The organism is Stenotrophomonas sp. STEN056 (assembly GCF_056759635.1).
In genome coordinates this window covers 104,525-122,467 of record NZ_JBRRDL010000004.1, presented here as the reverse complement: position 1 = coordinate 122,467, position 17,943 = coordinate 104,525, and the positions used below count along the sequence as shown (strand labels likewise).

15 protein-coding genes are annotated in these 17,943 nt (G+C 65.2%); 11 read left to right on the top strand and 4 right to left on the bottom strand.

The window, feature by feature from the left end; genetic code table 11:
- Nucleotides 1–12: 12 nt before the first annotated feature.
- On the bottom strand, nt 13–1,401 hold the full coding sequence (locus tag ACVOLO_RS03825) for a glutamine synthetase family protein (protein WP_481568955.1): 1,389 nt from the start codon (nt 1,399–1,401) through the stop codon (nt 13–15).
- 6 nt (nt 1,402–1,407) lie between these two features.
- Nucleotides 1,408–2,166 (bottom strand): gamma-glutamyl-gamma-aminobutyrate hydrolase family protein, encoded by a 759-nt coding sequence (locus ACVOLO_RS03820; RefSeq protein WP_481568954.1) that lies wholly within the window; start codon nt 2,164–2,166, stop codon nt 1,408–1,410.
- Nucleotides 2,167–2,340: 174 nt separating this feature from the next.
- Between ACVOLO_RS03820 and ACVOLO_RS03815 the strand changes: the two genes are divergently transcribed.
- From ACVOLO_RS03815 to ACVOLO_RS03805, 3 genes are all read left to right on the top strand, one after another.
- The gene (locus ACVOLO_RS03815; RefSeq protein WP_481568953.1) at nt 2,341–3,633 is read left to right on the top strand and encodes an NAD(P)/FAD-dependent oxidoreductase; all 1,293 of its coding nucleotides are present in this window, start codon (nt 2,341–2,343) and stop codon (nt 3,631–3,633) included.
- Nucleotides 3,634–3,766: 133 nt separating this feature from the next.
- Entirely contained in the window at nt 3,767–5,071 is a 1,305-nt protein-coding gene (locus ACVOLO_RS03810; protein ID WP_481569032.1) for a sensor domain-containing diguanylate cyclase, read from the top strand.
- 87 nt (nt 5,072–5,158) lie between these two features.
- The gene (locus ACVOLO_RS03805; RefSeq protein WP_481568952.1) at nt 5,159–5,620 is read left to right on the top strand and encodes a bacteriohemerythrin; all 462 of its coding nucleotides are present in this window, start codon (nt 5,159–5,161) and stop codon (nt 5,618–5,620) included.
- A 136-nt stretch (nt 5,621–5,756) separates the two neighbouring features.
- Here ACVOLO_RS03805 and ACVOLO_RS03800 read toward each other — a convergent pair whose 3' ends face one another.
- Together ACVOLO_RS03800 and ACVOLO_RS03795 are read right to left on the bottom strand one after the other, a co-directional pair.
- The gene (locus ACVOLO_RS03800) at nt 5,757–7,055 is read right to left on the bottom strand and encodes an MFS transporter (RefSeq protein WP_481568951.1); all 1,299 of its coding nucleotides are present in this window, start codon (nt 7,053–7,055) and stop codon (nt 5,757–5,759) included.
- A gap of 631 nt (nt 7,056–7,686) precedes the next feature.
- Entirely contained in the window at nt 7,687–9,189 is a 1,503-nt protein-coding gene (locus tag ACVOLO_RS03795; RefSeq protein WP_481568950.1) for an aldehyde dehydrogenase, read from the bottom strand.
- A gap of 166 nt (nt 9,190–9,355) precedes the next feature.
- Here ACVOLO_RS03795 and ACVOLO_RS03790 point away from each other — a divergent pair, with 166 nt between their 5' ends.
- From ACVOLO_RS03790 to ACVOLO_RS03755, 8 genes are all read left to right on the top strand, one after another.
- Entirely contained in the window at nt 9,356–10,243 is an 888-nt protein-coding gene (locus tag ACVOLO_RS03790) for a ParB N-terminal domain-containing protein (RefSeq protein WP_481569031.1), read from the top strand.
- A 52-nt stretch (nt 10,244–10,295) separates the two neighbouring features.
- Nucleotides 10,296–10,940: a DUF5671 domain-containing protein gene (locus ACVOLO_RS03785; protein ID WP_481568949.1), complete on the top strand. Its 645-nt coding sequence runs from the start codon at nt 10,296–10,298 to the stop codon at nt 10,938–10,940.
- Nucleotides 10,937–11,365, top strand: coding sequence for a hypothetical protein (locus ACVOLO_RS03780; RefSeq protein ID WP_481568948.1), 429 nt, complete (start codon nt 10,937–10,939; stop codon nt 11,363–11,365). Before ACVOLO_RS03785 ends, ACVOLO_RS03780 begins: the two co-directional genes overlap by 4 nt.
- An 8-nt stretch (nt 11,366–11,373) precedes the next feature.
- Nucleotides 11,374–12,657 carry a DUF445 domain-containing protein gene (locus ACVOLO_RS03775; RefSeq protein WP_481568947.1) on the top strand — a complete coding sequence of 428 codons (1,284 nt, stop codon included), beginning with the start codon at nt 11,374–11,376 and terminating at the stop codon, nt 12,655–12,657.
- Nucleotides 12,658–13,246: 589 nt separating this feature from the next.
- The gene (locus ACVOLO_RS03770; RefSeq protein WP_481568946.1) at nt 13,247–15,472 is read left to right on the top strand and encodes a TonB-dependent siderophore receptor; all 2,226 of its coding nucleotides are present in this window, start codon (nt 13,247–13,249) and stop codon (nt 15,470–15,472) included.
- 113 nt (nt 15,473–15,585) lie between these two features.
- Nucleotides 15,586–15,912 carry a DUF3649 domain-containing protein gene (locus ACVOLO_RS03765; RefSeq protein WP_481569030.1) on the top strand — a complete coding sequence of 109 codons (327 nt, stop codon included), beginning with the start codon at nt 15,586–15,588 and terminating at the stop codon, nt 15,910–15,912.
- On the top strand, nt 15,909–17,525 hold the full coding sequence (locus ACVOLO_RS03760) for a PepSY-associated TM helix domain-containing protein (RefSeq protein ID WP_481568945.1): 1,617 nt from the start codon (nt 15,909–15,911) through the stop codon (nt 17,523–17,525). The genes ACVOLO_RS03765 and ACVOLO_RS03760 overlap by 4 nt, the downstream gene beginning before the upstream one ends.
- A complete protein-coding gene (locus ACVOLO_RS03755) occupies nt 17,522–17,851 on the top strand; it encodes a DUF3325 domain-containing protein (protein ID WP_481568944.1) in 330 nt (109 codons plus the stop codon). The genes ACVOLO_RS03760 and ACVOLO_RS03755 overlap by 4 nt, the downstream gene beginning before the upstream one ends.
- The last annotated feature ends 92 nt before the right edge of the window (nt 17,852–17,943 follow it).

Sequence of the window (17,943 nt, the reverse complement as noted above, 5' to 3'; positions counted from 1 at the left end):
GGCGGCGAGTGCTCAGACGTTGAGCAGCAGGAACTCACGCTCCCACGAGCTGATCACCCGGAAGAAGGTCTCGTACTCCTTGCGCTTGACCGAGATGTAGGCGCGGCAGAAACGCTTGCCCAGCAGTTCCTGCAGTGGCTCGCAGCCCTCCAGCCCGTCCAGTGCTTCGCCCAGTGAGCGCGGCAATTCGTAACCCAGCTCCTTGGCATTGCCGGTGATCGGCTGGGTCGGCCGCAGTTTCTCGCGGATGCCCAGCAGGCCGCAGGCCAGGGTCGCGGCCATGGCCAGGTACGGGTTGGCATCGGAGCCGGCAAAGCGGCTTTCCACGCGACTGTTTTCCAGGCTGTCGATGGGCACGCGCAGGCCGCAGGTGCGGTTGTCGAAGCCCCACTCCACATTGCTGGGCGATACCTCGCCAAACACCAGGCGGCGGTAGGAATTGACGTTGGGCGCAAAGAACGCCATCGCCATCGGCACGTACTTCTGCAGGCCGGCCAGGTAGTTGTCGAAGGTCTCGCTGTACTGGCCCGGGCTGACACCGGCAAACACGTTGACCCCGTCGGACATGCGCACCAGGCTCTGGTGGATATGCATGGCACTGCCCGGCTCGGTTTCCATCGGCTTGGCCAGGAAGGTGGCGTACACGCCGTGGCGCATGGCCGCCTCGCGCATGGTGCGCTTGAACAGGAACACCTGGTCGGCCAGCGACATCGCGTCGTCGTGGGTGAAGTTCACTTCCAGCTGCGCGGCGCCGGATTCGTGGATCAGCGTATCCACGTCCAGCTTCAACGCATCGCAGTAGTCGTACATCAGGTCCAGGATGGGATCGAATTCGTTGACCGCGTCAATCGAATACGACTGGCGGGCCGTCTCCGGGCGGCCGGAGCGCCCGGCCGGCGGCAGCAACGGGAAGTCCGGGTCGGTGTTCTTCTGCACCAGGAAGAATTCCACCTCCGGCGCCACCACCGGCTTGAGCCCCAGCGCTTCATAGCCGGCCAGCACCCGCCGCAGCACGTTGCGCGGCGCGAGTTCGTGCGGCTCGCCGTTCTTGGTATAGCAGTCGTGGATGATCTGCGCGGTGGGATCGGCTGCCCACGGCACCATGCGCACGGTGTCCGGGTCCGGGCGCAGGATCATGTCCGCATCCGCCGGCGAGGTCAGCTCGTAGTAGTCGTCCGGAAAATCACCCGTGACGGTGGTGGCGAAAATGCCCTCGGGCAGGCGCGTACCGTAATCGTGGCGGAACTTGTCGGCCGGGATGATCTTGCCGCGGGCATTGCCGGTGATATCCGGCACCAGGCATTCCACCTCGGTGATGTGCCGCTCTTTGAGCCAGCGCAGCAGCGAGCTTTCTTCCTGCACGTTGGCAACGGTCTTGCGGGTACGGGGGCGCGAAGTCATGGCGGATCAGCTTTGTTGTTTTTGCATCTGGTAACGGCGACAGGCCTCGCCGAAGGCTTGGAAAATGCCCAGGTAAAACGGGTTTTCACGCACCCGCCACTCTGGATGGAACTGCACTCCGAGCAGAAAACCCGGGCCGGGGCCGCGGAAGGCCTCAATCAGCCCATCGGGGGCGCGGGCTTCAACCTGCAGCCCCTCACCCAGGCGCGCAACGCCCTGCCCATGCACGGTGTTGACGCTCACCCGGGTGCCGCCGGCAATGCCGGCCAACAGCCCACCCGGCACCAGTTTCAGTGCGTGGGCCGGGCCATATTGCACGTCCAGCGGTGAATCCGGGTCTTCACGATGATCGGCCAGCCCTGCGACCTCGTGCACTTTCGGGTGCAGGCTGCCACCGAAAGCGACGTTGACCTCCTGGAAGCCCCGGCAGATGGCCAGCACCGGCAGGCCCATCGCCAGCGCCTGCGGCAGCAGCCCGAACACATTGGCATCGCGCGCCGGATCATGCGGATTGCCCGGCCAACTGGCGCCGCCCGCGTAATGGTGCGGCTCGATATTGCTGGTGGCGCCGGTCAGCAGTAGGCCATCCAGTTGTCGCAACCAGGCCGCGGCCGGAAGCGGCGGCTGCAGCAGCGGCAGTATCAATGGCGTCGCGTTGGCGGCCTCAACCACGGCCCGCACATATTTTTCACCGACCACGAGGAACGGGTGCGATCCAATCGGTTTGCTGTCGGTAGGCAGGCCGACCAGCGGCAGGGTGGTCATGCGTCAAGCTCGGAAGACGTGCAGGCACGCTACCCCCGGCCCTGCATTTAGGCAACCGCACGGCATCTGCCATTCAAATGTCACACGACACAATGGCTGCGCTGGTCCAATGTGTGCGCTTGGCGCACACAGCCCGGCCGTTACACTTGCCCCCCCGCCGAACCCATCCACCCGATGTCCGTGGCCACCCCACCGCCTGCCTACCCACCCAGCTGGTACGCCAGCAGCCAGCCGGAACTGCCCGCGCGCGCGCCGCTGCGTGGCCAGGCGCGTGCCGATGTCGCCGTACTCGGCGCCGGCTATACCGGCCTGACCGCTGCACTGGCCCTGGCCGAGAAAGGCTACAAAGTCACCGTACTGGAAGCCGAGCGCGTGGGCTGGGGGGCGTCCGGCCGCAACGGCGGCCAGGCCATCGTCGGCTATGGCTGCGAGCAGGACACGCTGGAAAAGCTGGTCGGCGATGCCGATGCACGCCTGCTGTTTGATTTCTCGCGCGACGGCATGCGGATGCTCAAGCAGCGCATCGCCCGGCACCACATTGACTGCGATTGGCGCGACGGCCACGCCAGCGTGCCGATCCACCCGCGCCAGGAGCGCGCCCTGCGTGCGGACATTGAACGCATGGCACAGCGTTACGACTATCCGCTGGAATGGTGGGACCGCAGCCGCCTGCAGCAGGAACTGGCCAGCGACCGCTACCTCGGTGCGATGTACGACGCCGCCAGTGGTCACCTGCATCCGCTGGCCTATGCACAGGGGCTGGCGCGCGCGGCCGAAGCGGCGGGCGTGACCCTCCACGAGCATTCCCCGGTGACGCGGATGCAGCGCGGCGCGCAACCGGCGCTGATCACCGCGCAGGGCCGCGTGGATGCCGATTTCGTGGTGCTGGCCGGCAACGCCTGGCTGCAGGGCATCGCCCCGGAGCTGGAAACCCGGATGATGCCGGTGGGCACTTATATCGGCGCCACCCAGCCGCTGGGCGCCGGGCGCGCCAGGGCGCTGATCCGCAACGACATGGCCGTGGCCGATGTGAACTGGGCGCTGGACTACTTCCGCCTCAGCCGCGACCACCGCTTGCTGTTTGGCGGCCAGGCCAACTATTCCGCGCTGCCACCGCCCGGCCTGCGCGCCAGCATGACCCGGCGCATGCGTCGCGTCTTTCCGCAGCTGGCCGATGTGGAGCTGGACTATGTGTGGGGTGGCTATATCGACATCACCCGCAACCGCGCCCCGCACTGGGGAAGGCTCACGCCCCAAATCTATTTCGCGCAGGGTTTTTCCGGCCATGGCGTCGCCAGCGCCGGCCTGGCCGGTGAAGTGATTGCCGAGGCCATTGCCGGGCAATCGGCCAGGCTGGATGTGTTCGAGAAAATTCCGCACGGCGTATTCCCCGGCGGCAAGGCGCTGCGCATGCCGCTGCTGGTGGCGGCCATGTCCTGGTACAAGCTGCGCGACCTGCTGGGATGAGGCGGGAATTGGGGATTCGCGGCATCGCAGGCGGGGCTTCCATCCCAGCCTGCGTTTGCGCGGTGGGTTCTGCCGCTAAAGTTTTTTGCCCGCCGGTCGCTACATGTTGCAGATGACCATCAGCCTTACCCCCATGGCCGCACCGTCACAGAGCTTCGACGGTCCGTCGATCGCCCCGCTCCCGCAGCGCATCCTGCTGGTGGAGAACTCCCGCACGTTCACCACGATGCTGCGCGAGGCCATCGAGCAGCGCCTGGAATTGCCCGTGAGCGTGGCCTTCAGCCTGGCCGAGGCCGGAGAGTTGCTGGATCGTGAGGATGGCTGGTTCCTGGTACTGACCGGGCTGGTGCTGGCCGATGGCGACCGCGACCAGGTGGTGGACTATTTCGTCGGCCGTGGCCTGCCGACCATCGTGGTCAGCGGTGTTTACGACGAAGACCTGCGCAAGCGCGTGCTGCAGCAGCAGATCATCGACTACGTGCTGAAAAACACCCCCGGCAGCATCGACTACCTGGTGTGGCTGGTGCAGCGGATGGAGCGCAACCGCCGTATTTCGGCATTGGTGGTGGACGATTCCCCCTCGGCCCGCTCCTACGCCGCTGCATTGCTGGGCATGTACGGCCACCACGTCAGCGAGGCCGCCGATGGTGCCGCGGCCTTGCGCGCACTGGAGGCCGATCCGGCCATCCGCCTGGTGATCGTGGACCAGGAAATGCCGGGCATGGAGGGCGTGGAGCTCACCCGCCGGCTGCGTGCCCTGCGCGCCCGCGACAAGGTGGCGGTGATCGGCATTTCGGGCAATTCCGATCCGTCGCTGATTCCACGCTTCCTCAAGAACGGTGCCAATGATTTCCTGCGCAAGCCGTTCTCGCGCGAGGAGTTCTTCTGCCGCGTCTCACAGAACGTGGACCAGCTGGAGTTGATCGGCACCTTGCAGGACCTGGCCACCCGCGACTTCCTCACCGGCCTGCCCAACCGCCGCAGCTTCCTGGAAAACAGCCAGCGCCAGCTGGCCCAGGCAGTCGGTGGCAATGAGGTGGCCGTGGCCATGGTGGATATCGACCACTTCAAGCACATCAACGACAGCCTTGGCCATGAAGCCGGCGACCAGGCCATCCGCGCGGTGGCCAGCATCCTGCAGGCACATACGCGCCCGTCCGACATCAGCGCACGCTTTGGTGGCGAGGAGTTCTGCCTGCTGGTCAACGGGCTGGATGAAACCGCCAGCACCCGCCACTTTGAACAACTGCGGCATGCCGTCGAAGCGCTGAGCCTGCAGCTGGGCGACAAGACCCTGACCATGACCGTCAGCATCGGCGTCTGCCGCATGCCCGCACGCCGCGGCAACCTGCACCAGCTCATCACCGAGGCCGACCGCCAGCTCTATCTGGCCAAGGCCGGTGGACGCAACCGCGTGTGCAGCGCAGGCCAAGACTGAGCACTTTCCTGCTTTGATCCAGATCAACGCGCGCCACCGGGCCCACACCTAAAGTGCAATCCAAGCACTTCACAGGGAGGATCTACGATGGCACTACTGGTTTGGCAGGATGATCTCAACACGGGCGTGGAGGTCATCGACCATCAGCACATGCGCATCGTGGAGATGCTCAACCACCTGCATGTGGCCCAGAAGAGCCTGGAACGCATGGCCGTGGCCGAGGTGATCGACGAACTGGTGGACTACACCATGTCGCACTTCGCCTTTGAAGAAGAGCTGATGGAAGAAGCCGGCTACCCGTTCTGCGCTGCCCACAAGCGCGTGCATGAAGTCTTTGGCAAGCGCGTGGCCGAATACCGCCTGCGCTTCCAGGCCGGCGAAGATGTCACCGACGAACTGCGCAACATGCTCTCGCGCTGGCTGTTCAACCACATCCGCGGCGACGACAAGGCCTATGCCGAACAGGTCAAGCGCCACCTCAACCAGTTTGCCCGCGAACACCAGGAAGGCAGCTGGCTGGGCCGCACCCTGAAGCGGATTTTCCGCTGACCCCCTGCGCGGGAACGACGCGGCTGCCCCTCCCCCGGAAAGCACACCGCCGCGCCATTCCTGCCCCCCGCTGCTGCGGGGGCGCCGCAAGCCGGCACCGCCTTCCATCTTTGTGTGGGATGCAGGGCAAGGCGACTTACGGCGCTCCCCCAGCCTCGCGTTTCTGGCGCCGGCCAATGGCCCACAGCGCCCAGGCCGTCACCAGCGCGGTAACGCACAGGTAACCGCCCACCGCGGCAATGCCAAACTTGCCGGCCAACCATGTCGCCGCATACGGCGCGGGCGCCGCACCAAGAATGCCGGCCAGGTTGAAGGACAACGATGACCCGGTATAGCGCACCTGCACCGGGTACAGGCTGGCCAGCATGGTGCCGCACGGGCCGTAGGTCAGGCCCATCAGGAACAGGCCCAGCGACAGGAACAGCAATACCTGCAACGGATGCCCGGCCTGGAACAACGGCTGGAACAACAAGCCGAAAATGAAGATCGCCACGGTAGCCCACAGCATTGCCTTGACCGTGCCGTGGCGGTCGCCGTACAGCGCGGCCAGCGGGATGCCGGCGGCAAAGAACAGGATGCCGATCATCTGCAGCAGCAGGAAATCTTCCCGCGCATAGTGCAGTACCGAGGTGCCATGGCCGAGCGTGAACACCGTCATCAGGTAGAACAACACGAAGGTGGCAAACGCCGCCAGCGTGCCCACCACCACCGCAAAACCATGGTTCACCAGCACCTCGCGCATCGGCAAGCGCACGCGCTTGCCACTGTCCAGCGCCTTCTGGAAATCCGGCGTCTCGTGGATATTGAGCCGCACCCACAGCCCAACAACCACCAGCAATGCGCTGGCGATGAACGGCACGCGCCAGCCCCACGCCAGGAAGCTCGCATCGTCCATCGCCTTGCCCAGCAGCAGGAACGTGCCCGCCGACAGCAAAAAACCCAGCGGCGCCCCCAACTGCGGGAACATGCCGTACCACGCACGCTTGCCCGGCGGCGCATTCTCGGTCGCCAGCAACACCGCCCCGCCCCACTCGCCGCCCAGACCCAGGCCCTGCCCAAACCGGCACAGCGCCAGCAGGATCGGCGCCCACAGGCCGATGTCGGCATGGGTCGGCAACAGGCCGATGGCCACCGTGGACAGGCCCATGGTCAACAGTGCCGCGACCAGGGTGGCCTTGCGGCCAATGCGGTCGCCGTAATGGCCGAACAACGCCGAGCCCACCGGCCGGGCGATGAACGCCACCGCGAACGTTGCCAGCGACTGCAGCAGCGCGGCATTGGCACTGCTTTCCGGGAAAAACAGCGTGGGGAACACCAGCACCGCCGCGGTGGCGTAGATGTAGAAATCGAAGAACTCGATGGTGGTGCCGACCAGACTTGCAGCCAGCACGCGGCGGGGGGAGTTCAAGGGGGCGGGAATGGCAGCAGTCGACATGGTCCGGGCTTGGGGAGCGTTGCCGCCAAGTCTGCCATGCGGCCCCTGCCTGCCACCGCCTGGTTACAGCCGACATCGTTCCTATTGCCCTTGTTGGAGCGCGCGGGCTGGCATTGCAGGGCGTTTGGCAGCGGATCGACTGGCTCGCCCAGAACGACCAGAAGTGAGGCCGATGCACACGTACCGAACGCTTTACTGACGTTGCATTCAGTACGCGTGCACAACGAATAATCCTGGCCAAGCGCGGGGAGGGTGAAAGTGAAGCTGGGCCCGATGCGCGGCAACGTGATTGCCGAGAAGCGGGATTGATCCAGGCGCTGTGATGTACGAAGCCCCTCTCCCCCTGTGGGAGAGGGGTTGGGGAGAGGGGAAGATCAAAGTCGCCGCAAGGAATACGCTGCGGACAAGTTACGAAGCAGGCGCCAGGCTTCCCTGGATGAAAATCAACAGCGCCCCCTCATCCGCCCCTGCGGGGCACCTCGCTCCGCGCCCCGGCCTCGCATAGTGTGCGAGGCGTTCAGTCATGCACGAGCCGGTGGCTCGTAAGCCGCATGCCTTCACCCCGCAAACGGGAGAAGGGAGATCAAGCAGTGCATTCGTCGCGGCTTACGCCACACAGCCACCGTTCCAATCAATCAGCTAGGTTGATCCAGGTCGCTTTCATCTCGGTGTACTTGTCAAAGGCATGCAGGGATTTGTCGCGGCCGTTGCCGGACTGTTTGTAACCGCCGAACGGTGCGCTCATGTCGCCGCCATCCCAGTAATTCACCCAAACACTGCCGGCGCGCAGGCCGCGTGCCACGCGGTGCGCACGCGAGATGTCACGCGTCCACACGCCGGCGGCCAATCCGTACTCGCTGTCATTGGCCAGTTGCAGCGCCTGCTGCTCGCCGTCGAATGCGATCACCGACAACACCGGGCCGAAGATTTCCTCCCGCGCGATGCGGTGCTGCGGCGAAACCTCGTCAAACACCGTCGGCTCGATATAGCAGCCGCCTTCCACCACCTCGGCGCGCTTGCCGCCCAGCAGCAGCCTGGCCCCTTCGGCTATGCCTTCGTCGATGTAACCCAGCACGCGCGCGGCCTGGGTTTCGTCCACCAGCGCGCCCATCGGCGCATCGGGTTCGAAGGGATGCCGCGGCTGCATGTGGCGGCCGTGTTCGACAACCCGCGCGACAAATTCGTCCTTGATCGAGCGCTCCACCAGCAGCCGCGATGCGGCGGTGCAGACCTCGCCCTGGTTGTAGAAAATGCCGCTGGCCGCCGCCGCGGCCGCCTTGTCCAGGTCCGGCGCATCGGCAAACACGATGTTTGGGCTCTTGCCGCCGCATTCCATGTAGGCGCGTTTCATGTTGGACAGGCCGGCGCATTGCAGCAGCCGCTTGCCCACCGCAGTGGAGCCGGTGAACACCAGCCCGTCCACGTCCATGTGCAAGGCCAGTGGTTCGCCCGCGCCCTTGCCACTGCCCGGCACCACGTTGAATACGCCGTCGGGCAGGCCGGCCTCGGCCACCAGTTCGGCAAAGCGCAGGGCACTCAGCGGCGATTTTTCCGAGGGCTTGAGCACCACCGAGTTGCCCGCCGCCAGGGCCGGTGCAATTTTCCATGCGGCCATCAACAACGGGAAATTCCACGGCACGATGGCACCGACCACGCCCAGCGGCTCGCGGGTGATCAGGCCCAGCTCGTTGCTGCCGGTGGGCGCGACTTCGCCGTAGAGCTTGTCCACGGCTTCGGCAGTCCACTGGATACAGCGGATCACCCCGGCGATATCGACCTTGCGCGCTTCGCCCACGGGCTTGCCCATGTCCAGCGTTTCCAGCAGCGCCAGTTCGTCGGCATGCTTTTCCACCAACGCCGCCAAACGCAGCAATACCTGTTTGCGCCGGCCCGGCTTCAGGTTCGCCCAATGGCCGGCCTGGAAGCTGCGCCGCGCCGCGGCCACCGCGTGGTCGATGTCCAGTTGCCCGCAGTCGGCCACCTGCGCCAGCACGCGGCCGTCAATCGGGCTGATGCAGGCAAAGCTCGCGCCAGAGGCTGCATCCACATGGCGACCGTCAATGAATGCGCGGGTACGCAGGGTCAGGCCGGCAGCGAGCGTCTGCCATTGTTCGCGGAGATGGGGGCTGGTCATGGCGAAATCCTGTTGCGCGGCAAGGCGGACGGGCCGCAGACGCGCATGGTACGACGCCGCAGGTGCACACGCGGTATGAATCCAGCCCGCCTCCTGGCCCGGATGGATTGGCCCAGCAGCGCCCTGCATCACTACAATGCCGGCCCACGTTTCAACCGGCAGCCGCATGGACATCATCGTCAACGAAGAACTCAAGGCCTACATCGACCCGCTCACGCAGGACGAGCATGACGCGCTGGAGCGCAGTCTGCTGGCCGAGGGCTGTCGCGACGCGCTGGTGCTGTGGGGCAACGTGCTGATCGACGGCCACAACCGTTACGGCATCTGCAGCAAGCACAACATCCCGTTCAATACGGTGCAGAACACGCGCTTCCAGTCGATGGACGACGTTCACCTGTGGATGATCGAGCAGCACCTGGGCCGGCGCAGCGTGTCCGACTACCAGCGCGGCGTGCTGGCCCTGCGCAAGCGCGACATTCTGGAAGCCCGCCGCCGCAGCGAGCAGGAGCAACTGCGCCGCGAAAGCGAAGGCGAGGCCGCACCCGGCGCTGACGCCGACAACGACAGCCCGCCGTGGGAACCAGCACCGAAGCTGTCCAAGGCCGACCTGGCCCGCGAGGCCAAGCTCAGCCCCAGCCAGGTGACGATGATCGAGAAGATCCATGAGCACGCCACCGCCGAGGTGATCGAAGCGATGCGCGTGGGGGCGATCTCGCTCAGTGCTGCCGCCACGGTCGCCAGCCTGCCCGAGGAAGAACAGCGTGCGGCGGCACGCGGCGGCAAGGACGAGCTGAAGCAGGCCGCCAAGCGCGTGCGCGATGCCAAGCGCAAGCCCAGGCCCGCGCGCGAAGACAACGATGAAACGCAGCCACTGAGCGCGACCGAAACCGACGGCCTCGATCGCACCAGCGACAGCGCCGAAGTGCAGGCACTGCGCCAGCGCGTGGCCTCGCTCACCGCCGAAAACCAGGCCCTGCGCATGGAACTGGATGCCCTGCGCGCACGCCTGGTGCCTGCTGAATCGGCCGAGTTCAGCGAAACCGCCGACGCTTGATCCCCCTTCGCCCACGCCCTACCCTGCCGCCACGCCCTGCAAGGAATGAGCGATGGCCTCAGCATCACCGGAACTGGAACTCTTCGTCCGCGAAGCATTGATGCGCGGACACAGCCGCCAACAGGTCAGCACCGCGCTGTTGGCCGCCGGCTGGAGCGAGCAGCAGATACACGGCGTGCTGGAGGGCTGGGCGCAGGTGGATTTCGCCCTGCCGGTGCCGCGCCCGCGTGCCTCGCTGTCCGCGCGCGAAGCGTTTCTTTATCTGGTGCTGTTCAGCACGCTGTATTTCTTCGCCTGGAACCTGGGCAGCCTGCTGTTCCAGCTGATCGAGTACGCCCTGCCGGACCCGGCCGATCCGGATTGGCGCCTGACACGCCTGGGCAGCGGCATCCGCTGGGCGATTTCGGCACTGGTGATCGCCTTCCCGGTGTTTGCCTTTGTTGCCGGCCATGTCAACGGTGAAGTAAAGCGCAATCCGATCAAACGCCTGTCCCCGGTGCGCCGCTGGCTGACCTACCTGACCCTGTTCGTCGCCGCGGCCGTGTTGATCGGCGACCTCACCGCACTGGTCTTCAACCTGCTCGGCGGCGACCTGAGCCTGCGCTTCGTGCTCAAGGTGCTGGTGGTCGGCGCCATTGCCGGCACGGTGTTCGGTTACTACCTGTGGGACCTGCGCAAAGAGGAGGTCAACGCATGAACCCTACTGCCTGGGGCACCCGCGTACTCTGGGTCACCGGCCTGGTTACCGCTGCGGCGATTGCGGCCGGCATCTGGGTCATCGACTCTCCCTCGCAGCAGCGGCTCAAGCGCCTGGATGGCGCACGCCTGTCGCACCTGCAGACGCTGGAGATTGCCGCCAACAATTACTGGCGCGAGAACGATGCCCTGCCGCCCAACCTCCTGGCCCTTGTCGCGCAACCGGGCATGTTGCTCACCTACAAGGATCCCTCCGGCGGCCCGGACTATGTCTACCGCGCGCTTGATGCCACGCACTACGAGTTGTGCGCGCAGTTCGATACCAGCAGCGCCCACGAAACACCGCGCGGCCTGGCCAGCGAATGGGCCCATCCGGCGGGCAACCATTGCTTCCGCCGCAGCGTGAGCGCCAAGGACAACGAGTAACCGCTGCCATGCAGGACGATGATCCCCGCCGTGCGCAACTGCGCCGCCTGAAGCTGTACGCGCTGGCAATGCTGCTGGCCATGCTGGCCGGTTTCATCGTCAGCCACCTCAATGGCGAGCGCGGCATCTGGGCCTGGGTGGGCGCGTTCTGCGAGGCCGCAACGGTCGGCGCCCTGGCCGACTGGTTTGCCGTGGTGGCGCTGTTCCGGCGCCCGCTCAACCTGCCGATTCCGCATACGGCCATCATCCCGCGCAACAAGGCGCGCATTGCCGACAGCCTGGCCGTGTTCGTGCGCGACCACTTCCTGGAACCGGAAGCACTGCTGGCCAAGCTCAAGGTGTTCGACCCGGCCGCACGCCTGGGTGAGTGGCTGGCAAAGCCGCAGCAGGCACACATGCTGGCAACCATGGCACGCGGCTGGGCGGTACAGGCGCTGGACCTGCTGGACGAGGCCGCCGTGCGCCGGGCCATCCAGGGGTTTGTGGTCGAACAACTGCGGCAATGGAATGCAGCGGCCACCGCGGGCGACCTGCTGGGCCTGCTCACTGCCGACAACCGCCATCAGCGCGTGCTCGACGAAGGGCTCAAACGTGTTGCCGGTTGGCTGGACAAGGAGAGCGTGCGTCAACACGCCTCGGCATTGATCGTGCGCTACATCCGCAAGGAATGGCCCAAGCTGGCCAGCACCGTGGATTGGGTCAAACCGATTGATGAGATTGGCGACACCCTGGCCGATCGCCTGGCGCGCGCCGGCCTGGAAGAACTGCAGGCGGTGCTGTCCGAACCCGAACACCCGCTGCGACAGGACTACGCACGCTGGCTGGGCGACTACATGCAGCGCCTGCGCGGCGATCCGGCCTTGGCTGCGCGGGTGGATGCGCTCAAGCAACAGGTCATCGATCACCCCGCCGTGCAGGATTACGTGCAAGGCCTGTGGCAGCGCGTGCACGACTACCTGCGCGCTGATCTATCCAGCGAAAACTCGGTGCTTGCCGGCCACCTTGAACGCAGCTTCGGCAAGCTGGGGGCGGCCATCGGCAACGACCCGGCACTGCGCGACGCCCTCAACCAGCACATGCTGGCGGGGGCGGAAAAACTCACCAACCGCCTGCGCAACGGCGTCACGACGCACATCGCCCAGACGGTGAAGGCGTGGGACGAAGAAAAACTGGTCGAGCAACTGGAGCTGAGCGTCGGCCGCGACCTGCAGTACATCCGCTTCAACGGCACCCTGGTCGGCGGGCTGATTGGCCTGCTGCTGCATGCGATTACGGGTTGGCTGAAGTTCTGAGGTTGAGGTTGGTGCATGTGCTTTGCATCCCCCCTCTCCCCAACCCCTCTCCCGCAAGGGGAGAGGGGCTTCACAGCTGCAGTTGCCAGGAATGCTTCAACTCGAAGTGACGCTAGCCCCTCTCCCCTTGCGGGGTGAAAAGGTGGTGCTTACGAACCATTGGTTCGTACCTCCTTTGAACGCCCTTGCGTCAGCGCAAGGGCCGGGGCGCGGAGCGGGGGTTGGGGAGAGGGGAGAATGCTCCCGCCAATCATGAGCAACACACACCACAGCCCCCGACGCACCCATTCCAAAAAGTTCAAGACAGCGCGATGACAATTTAGCTTGCCCTCACAAATAAGAATGGTTATCGTTACGAACTAGGCCGTACGCCCAGCCTCTCGCGGCATGGATGCCCTGCATCCCCGCACAGCCCCGTGTACCCCCGACGACATATCAGCGCAGCGCGAAGATGCCCAGAGCAGTCGCGCCGTGCATGCGGGCAGTACACGGGAACCCTACCCCGGCAATGCGCACGTTTGGCGTGCGGCGAAGCCGTGGGCATTCCTCAGCGCTGGCCCGTTTCATTTCGCCACCTGAGGAAACGCCCATGCATCGCCCCCGCACCACGTCTGCGCTCAAACTCACGCTGTTGTCCACTGCGTTGACCATTGCGCTTGTCAGCAATGCGCATGCCGAAGCCGCACCCGCCAACAGTGCCACCACGCTGGATACGGTCAAGGTCATCGCCGATGGCGATGTCCCCACCTCCTACACCGTCAAGCAGGCACGCACGGCAACCAAGCTGGATATGTCACTGCGCCACACGCCGCAGTCGGTCACCGTGCTCACCCGCCAGCGCCTGGATGACATGGGCCTGTACGCCATGTCGGACGTGATGGGCCAGGTCACGGGTGTGCATGTGTCCGTCACCGACAGCGAGCGCATCAACTTCGTGTCGCGTGGCTACAACATCAGCAATTTCCAGGTCGATGGCATGCTCAATACCTTCGGCGGCTACATCAAGACCAACAACGACAGCGTCATCTACGACCGCATCGAAGTCGTCCGCGGCGCCACCGGCCTGACCACCGGCGCCGGCGATCCGTCGGGCACCATCAACTACGTGCGCAAGCGCCCCACCGACGAATTCGCAATGAGCGCCAACCTGGTGCTTGGCCGCTGGGGCAACCAGCGTCTGGAAGCGGACATCGGCGGCCCGGTCGCATTGGACGGCCGCGTGCGTGCGCGCCTTGTCGCCGCCAAGCAGCAGAGTGATTCCTTCCGTGATGTGTACCGCCTCGACAAGAACGTGTTCTACGGCATCGTCCAGGCCGACCTGAGCGACAGCACGTTGTTTGAGGTGGGCTACGAATACCAGTCGCCGGAAACCTCCGGCGTCACCTGGGGCGTGGTGCCGTACTGGGGAGCCGACGGCAAACCGGCCAACCTGCCGCGCTCGACCAACCTGTCGGCGCGCTGGAGCCAGTGGCCCATCGTCGAGAAAAGTGCCTTTGCACGGATCGAGCAGAGCCTGGGCCACGACTGGGCAATCAAGGCCAGCTACACCCGCTCCAAGCGCGAGACCGAAGGTGAAGTCTGGTACGGCGCATCGGGCTACCCGCGCGCGGACGGCACCGGCGTGAAAGCCTTCATCGGCGCATTCGGTGAACGCGGCGACATGCAGGTGTTCGACGTGAATGCCGGCGGCCCGTTCAAGCTGTTCGGCCGCGAGCATGAGCTGGTGGTTGGCGTCGGCCAGTCCGTGCGCAAGGGCGAAGTGCCAGGCTCGGACTTTGACTACGCCGATGGCTACGAGCTGGTACCGGACTGGCGCCACTGGACCGGCAACGTGCCGCCGCTGCAGATCAACCGTTACAACTGGCTGTCCTCGCGGGATGAACTCAAGCAGCGCGCTGCCTACGTTGCCGCACGCCTGCAATTGGCCGACCCGCTGATGGCGGTGCTGGGCGCACGTTATGGCAGCTGGGAAACCCGCGACTGGAGCTACGAGCGCGATGCCTCCGGCAAACTGCTGGGCACCGAGCGCGGTGGCTACAAGCCGGAGGATTCGCTGACGCCCTACGCCGGCCTGATCTACGACTTCAACAAATCCTTCAGCGCCTACGCCAGCTACACCGACATCTTCCAGCCGCAGAATTACCGCGACAAGAACAACAGCTACCTGGAGCCGGTGGTCGGCGACATGTGGGAAGCCGGCGTCAAGGCCGAACTGTTCGACGGCCGCCTGAATGCATCGGCTGCGGTATTCAAGGGCGAGAAGGACAACGTTGCCGAAGTGGATGATTCGGTACCCGAAGGCTCGTTGCCGGATGGCTCAACCGCCTACCGTTCCACCGGCAAGGGCAACGAGGTCAAGGGCTGGGAAGTGGAAGCCCAGGGCAGCATCAGCGAGCACTGGAACCTGTCCGCCGGCTACGCGCATACCGTCATCCGCAACCAGCAGGGTGTGCGTCAGAACACCACCACGCCGGTCAACACGTTCCGCCTCAACACGGGCTGGCGTCCGGGTGGCGCATGGAGCCGGTTGTCGCTGGGTGGCGGCGTGACCTGGCAGAGCGAAATCTGGCGCATGAGCAACCGCCCGGCCGACGATTTCCTGACCAGTGGCAAGACCTACAAATCGCGTATCACCCAGGACGCGGTGGTGCTGGTCAACGCCTTTGCCGGCTACCAGTTCAACGACAACTTCTCCGCGCAGTTGAACATCAACAACCTGCTCGACAAGAAGTACTACAGCAACGTTGGCTTCTATGACGGCGTGAACTGGGGCGAACCGCGCAACGTGCGCCTGAGCCTGCGCTGGAAGCTGTAATCCCCTCCAGGGAGACCACTGCCATGCGCAGTGGCGGCCAGGGACGGCCGTTTTTATTCCACGCCACCGGCAGTGCCGGTGGCGTCCGTAGTGATCCAACCATGCAGGTTCCCATGGACAGCACGCCTTTCGCCAGCTCCTGGCACGCCCGTTTCGGCACCTTCCTCGCACGCCCGTGGCTGGGCGTGTTGTCGCGCTCGCTTGCCGCCATCTTCGGTGGCTACGCGCTGGCCGCCACGTGTTCGATGTTCTTCGCCGTTGCCCTGCCCATCCCACGCAGCCAGGCCGTATTGACCGGCATGCTGGTCGCCATCGTGCTGTGTGCATGCGCGGCGCTGTGGGCCTTCGCCACCCGCACCGCATTGCGCGCGTGGGTAGGCATCCTGATGCCCACGGCGCTGTTCTGGCTGGGCACTGAATGGGCAGGAGCACTGTCATGAAGAACGGATTCCGCCAATCCATGGCCTGGCTGCACACCTGGACCGGCCTGCTGGTCGGCTGGCTGCTGCTGTTGATCTTCATGGCCGGCACGGCCAGCTATTACCGCGAGGAGATCAGCCGCTGGATGCGCCCGGAACTGCCGCGCAGCACCGTCAGTGCCGACGCTGCCGCCACACGCGCCATCAGCTTCCTGCAGCACAAGGCGCCGCAGGCCGAGAGCTGGAACGTCACCCTGCCCGATGCGCGCAACCCGGCCATGCGCATGTTCTGGCGCAACCCCGAATCCATGGTCAAACCGCCGGCCGAGGGCGAGAAGCGCCGGCGCCGTGGCGGTGGCCGTTTTGGTGATGCGACTGTTGACCCGAACACCGGCGCCGAAGTCACCGCGCGTGAAACCCGCGGCGGCGACTTCTTCTACCGCGTGCACTTTGACCTGCACTACATCCCGGTGGTGTGGGCACGTTACCTGGTGGGTTTCTGCGCGATGTTCATGCTGGTGGCAATCATCACCGGCGTCATCACCCACAAGAAGATCTTCAAGGACTTTTTCACTTTCCGCCCGCAGAAGGGCCTGCGCTCGTGGCTGGATTTCCACAACGTCAGCGCGGTGATGGCACTGCCGTACCACGCCATGATCACCTACACCGGCATCGTCACGTTGATGTTCATGTACCTGCCGTGGGGCGTGAATGCCGCCTATCCGAAGGACGAGGATGCGTTCTTCAGCGAGGCATTCGCGCGCATGGCTGACGTCGAATCTCCGGGACAAGGCACCGCGGTCGCACAGCCGATCCAACAGTTGATGGACAGCGCACGCAGGCAGTGGAACGGCGCGGAGGTTTCCGGTTTCACGCTGTACCGGCCGGGTGCGGCCAATGCCGTGATCGACATCCACCAGCGCGACGGCAAACGCTTGTCGGTGGATACGCCATCGCTGCGTTACAACGCGGTAAGCGGTGAACTGATCGAGGCCAGCCCCGCTGCCGGTGGTGCCACCGTCACCCGCGGCGTGATGTACGGCCTGCATCTGGCGCGTTTCGCTGATTGGGGGCTGCGTGCCCTGTTCTTCCTGTCCGGCTTGATCGGCTGCCTGATGGTCGCCAGCGGCGTGGTGCTGTGGGCGGTGAAGGAGCGGCCCAAGCACGCCAAATCCGGCAAGACCGGCTTCGGCCTGCGCTTGGTCGATGCCTTGAACATCGGCACCGTTGCCGGCCTGCCGATCGCTTTCGCCGCGTATTTCTGGGGCAATCGTTTGCTGCCGCTGCAGATGAGCGACCGCAGCGCCGCCGAAATCAACGTGTTTTTCTATGCGTGGGCCGCCTCGCTGTTGGCTGCCTTCATCTGGCCCAAGCGGATGATGTGGGCCTGGCAGTTGTACGCGGGTGCGGCGATGTTCGCCCTGATTCCGTTGCTCAACGCTATGACCACGCACGCACACCTGGGCGTGACGTTGCTGCAAGGCGATTGGGTGTTGGCAGGTTTTGACCTGTGCATGCTCGCCTTCGGCGCGATGCTCTGGTATTGCGGCCTGCGCATGCAGCGCTGGCAACCCGCACTGAGTGCGGCGGAAAAGAAACGCCGCCAACAAGCGGCAGCGGAGGCATCGGCATGATGCTGCTATCACTCGCCCTGTCGTATTCGGGCTTCACCGCGCTGTCGCTGGCCATGGACAAGCATCAGCAGGAGTTGCATGGCAAGGCGCAGCACAGTGCCGGGCGCATGCGTGTATGGCGTTGGCTGGGTTGGGTGGTGCTGGCGCTGGCGTTCGGCCTGTGTGTCTGGAACCACGGCTGGGCGCTGGGGCCGGTACTGTGGCTGGGTGCGTTGACCGCCGCTGGCTTGCTGATTGCCTTTGGCCTGTACCCGTACCGACCGCGCTGGATTGTGCCGTTGGCGTTGACGCTGCCGGTGATGGGGGTGATTGCGGCGCTGTTGTAGGGGTGATGTGGGTGTAGGTGTGGCTGGCTTGCGCGCTGTTCCCCCTCTCCCCAACCCCTCTCCCGCGAGGGGAGAGGGACTCGGATCACTTC

Bases quoted from the DNA above. Each gene is read 5' to 3' on its own strand.
- ACVOLO_RS03825 (WP_481568955.1), bottom strand. From the start codon at position 1,401: ATGACTTCGCGCCCCCGTACCCGCAAGACCGTTGCCAACGTGCAGGAA.
- ACVOLO_RS03820 (WP_481568954.1), bottom strand. From the start codon at position 2,166: ATGACCACCCTGCCGCTGGTCGGCCTGCCTACCGACAGCAAACCGATT.
- ACVOLO_RS03815 (WP_481568953.1), top strand. From the start codon at position 2,341: ATGTCCGTGGCCACCCCACCGCCTGCCTACCCACCCAGCTGGTACGCC.
- ACVOLO_RS03810 (WP_481569032.1), top strand. From the start codon at position 3,767: ATGGCCGCACCGTCACAGAGCTTCGACGGTCCGTCGATCGCCCCGCTC.
- ACVOLO_RS03805 (WP_481568952.1), top strand. From the start codon at position 5,159: ATGGCACTACTGGTTTGGCAGGATGATCTCAACACGGGCGTGGAGGTC.
- ACVOLO_RS03800 (WP_481568951.1), bottom strand. From the start codon at position 7,055: ATGTCGACTGCTGCCATTCCCGCCCCCTTGAACTCCCCCCGCCGCGTG.
- ACVOLO_RS03795 (WP_481568950.1), bottom strand. From the start codon at position 9,189: ATGACCAGCCCCCATCTCCGCGAACAATGGCAGACGCTCGCTGCCGGC.
- ACVOLO_RS03790 (WP_481569031.1), top strand. From the start codon at position 9,356: ATGGACATCATCGTCAACGAAGAACTCAAGGCCTACATCGACCCGCTC.
- ACVOLO_RS03785 (WP_481568949.1), top strand. From the start codon at position 10,296: ATGGCCTCAGCATCACCGGAACTGGAACTCTTCGTCCGCGAAGCATTG.
- ACVOLO_RS03780 (WP_481568948.1), top strand. From the start codon at position 10,937: ATGAACCCTACTGCCTGGGGCACCCGCGTACTCTGGGTCACCGGCCTG.
- ACVOLO_RS03775 (WP_481568947.1), top strand. From the start codon at position 11,374: ATGCAGGACGATGATCCCCGCCGTGCGCAACTGCGCCGCCTGAAGCTG.
- ACVOLO_RS03770 (WP_481568946.1), top strand. From the start codon at position 13,247: ATGCATCGCCCCCGCACCACGTCTGCGCTCAAACTCACGCTGTTGTCC.
- ACVOLO_RS03765 (WP_481569030.1), top strand. From the start codon at position 15,586: ATGGACAGCACGCCTTTCGCCAGCTCCTGGCACGCCCGTTTCGGCACC.
- ACVOLO_RS03760 (WP_481568945.1), top strand. From the start codon at position 15,909: ATGAAGAACGGATTCCGCCAATCCATGGCCTGGCTGCACACCTGGACC.
- ACVOLO_RS03755 (WP_481568944.1), top strand. From the start codon at position 17,522: ATGATGCTGCTATCACTCGCCCTGTCGTATTCGGGCTTCACCGCGCTG.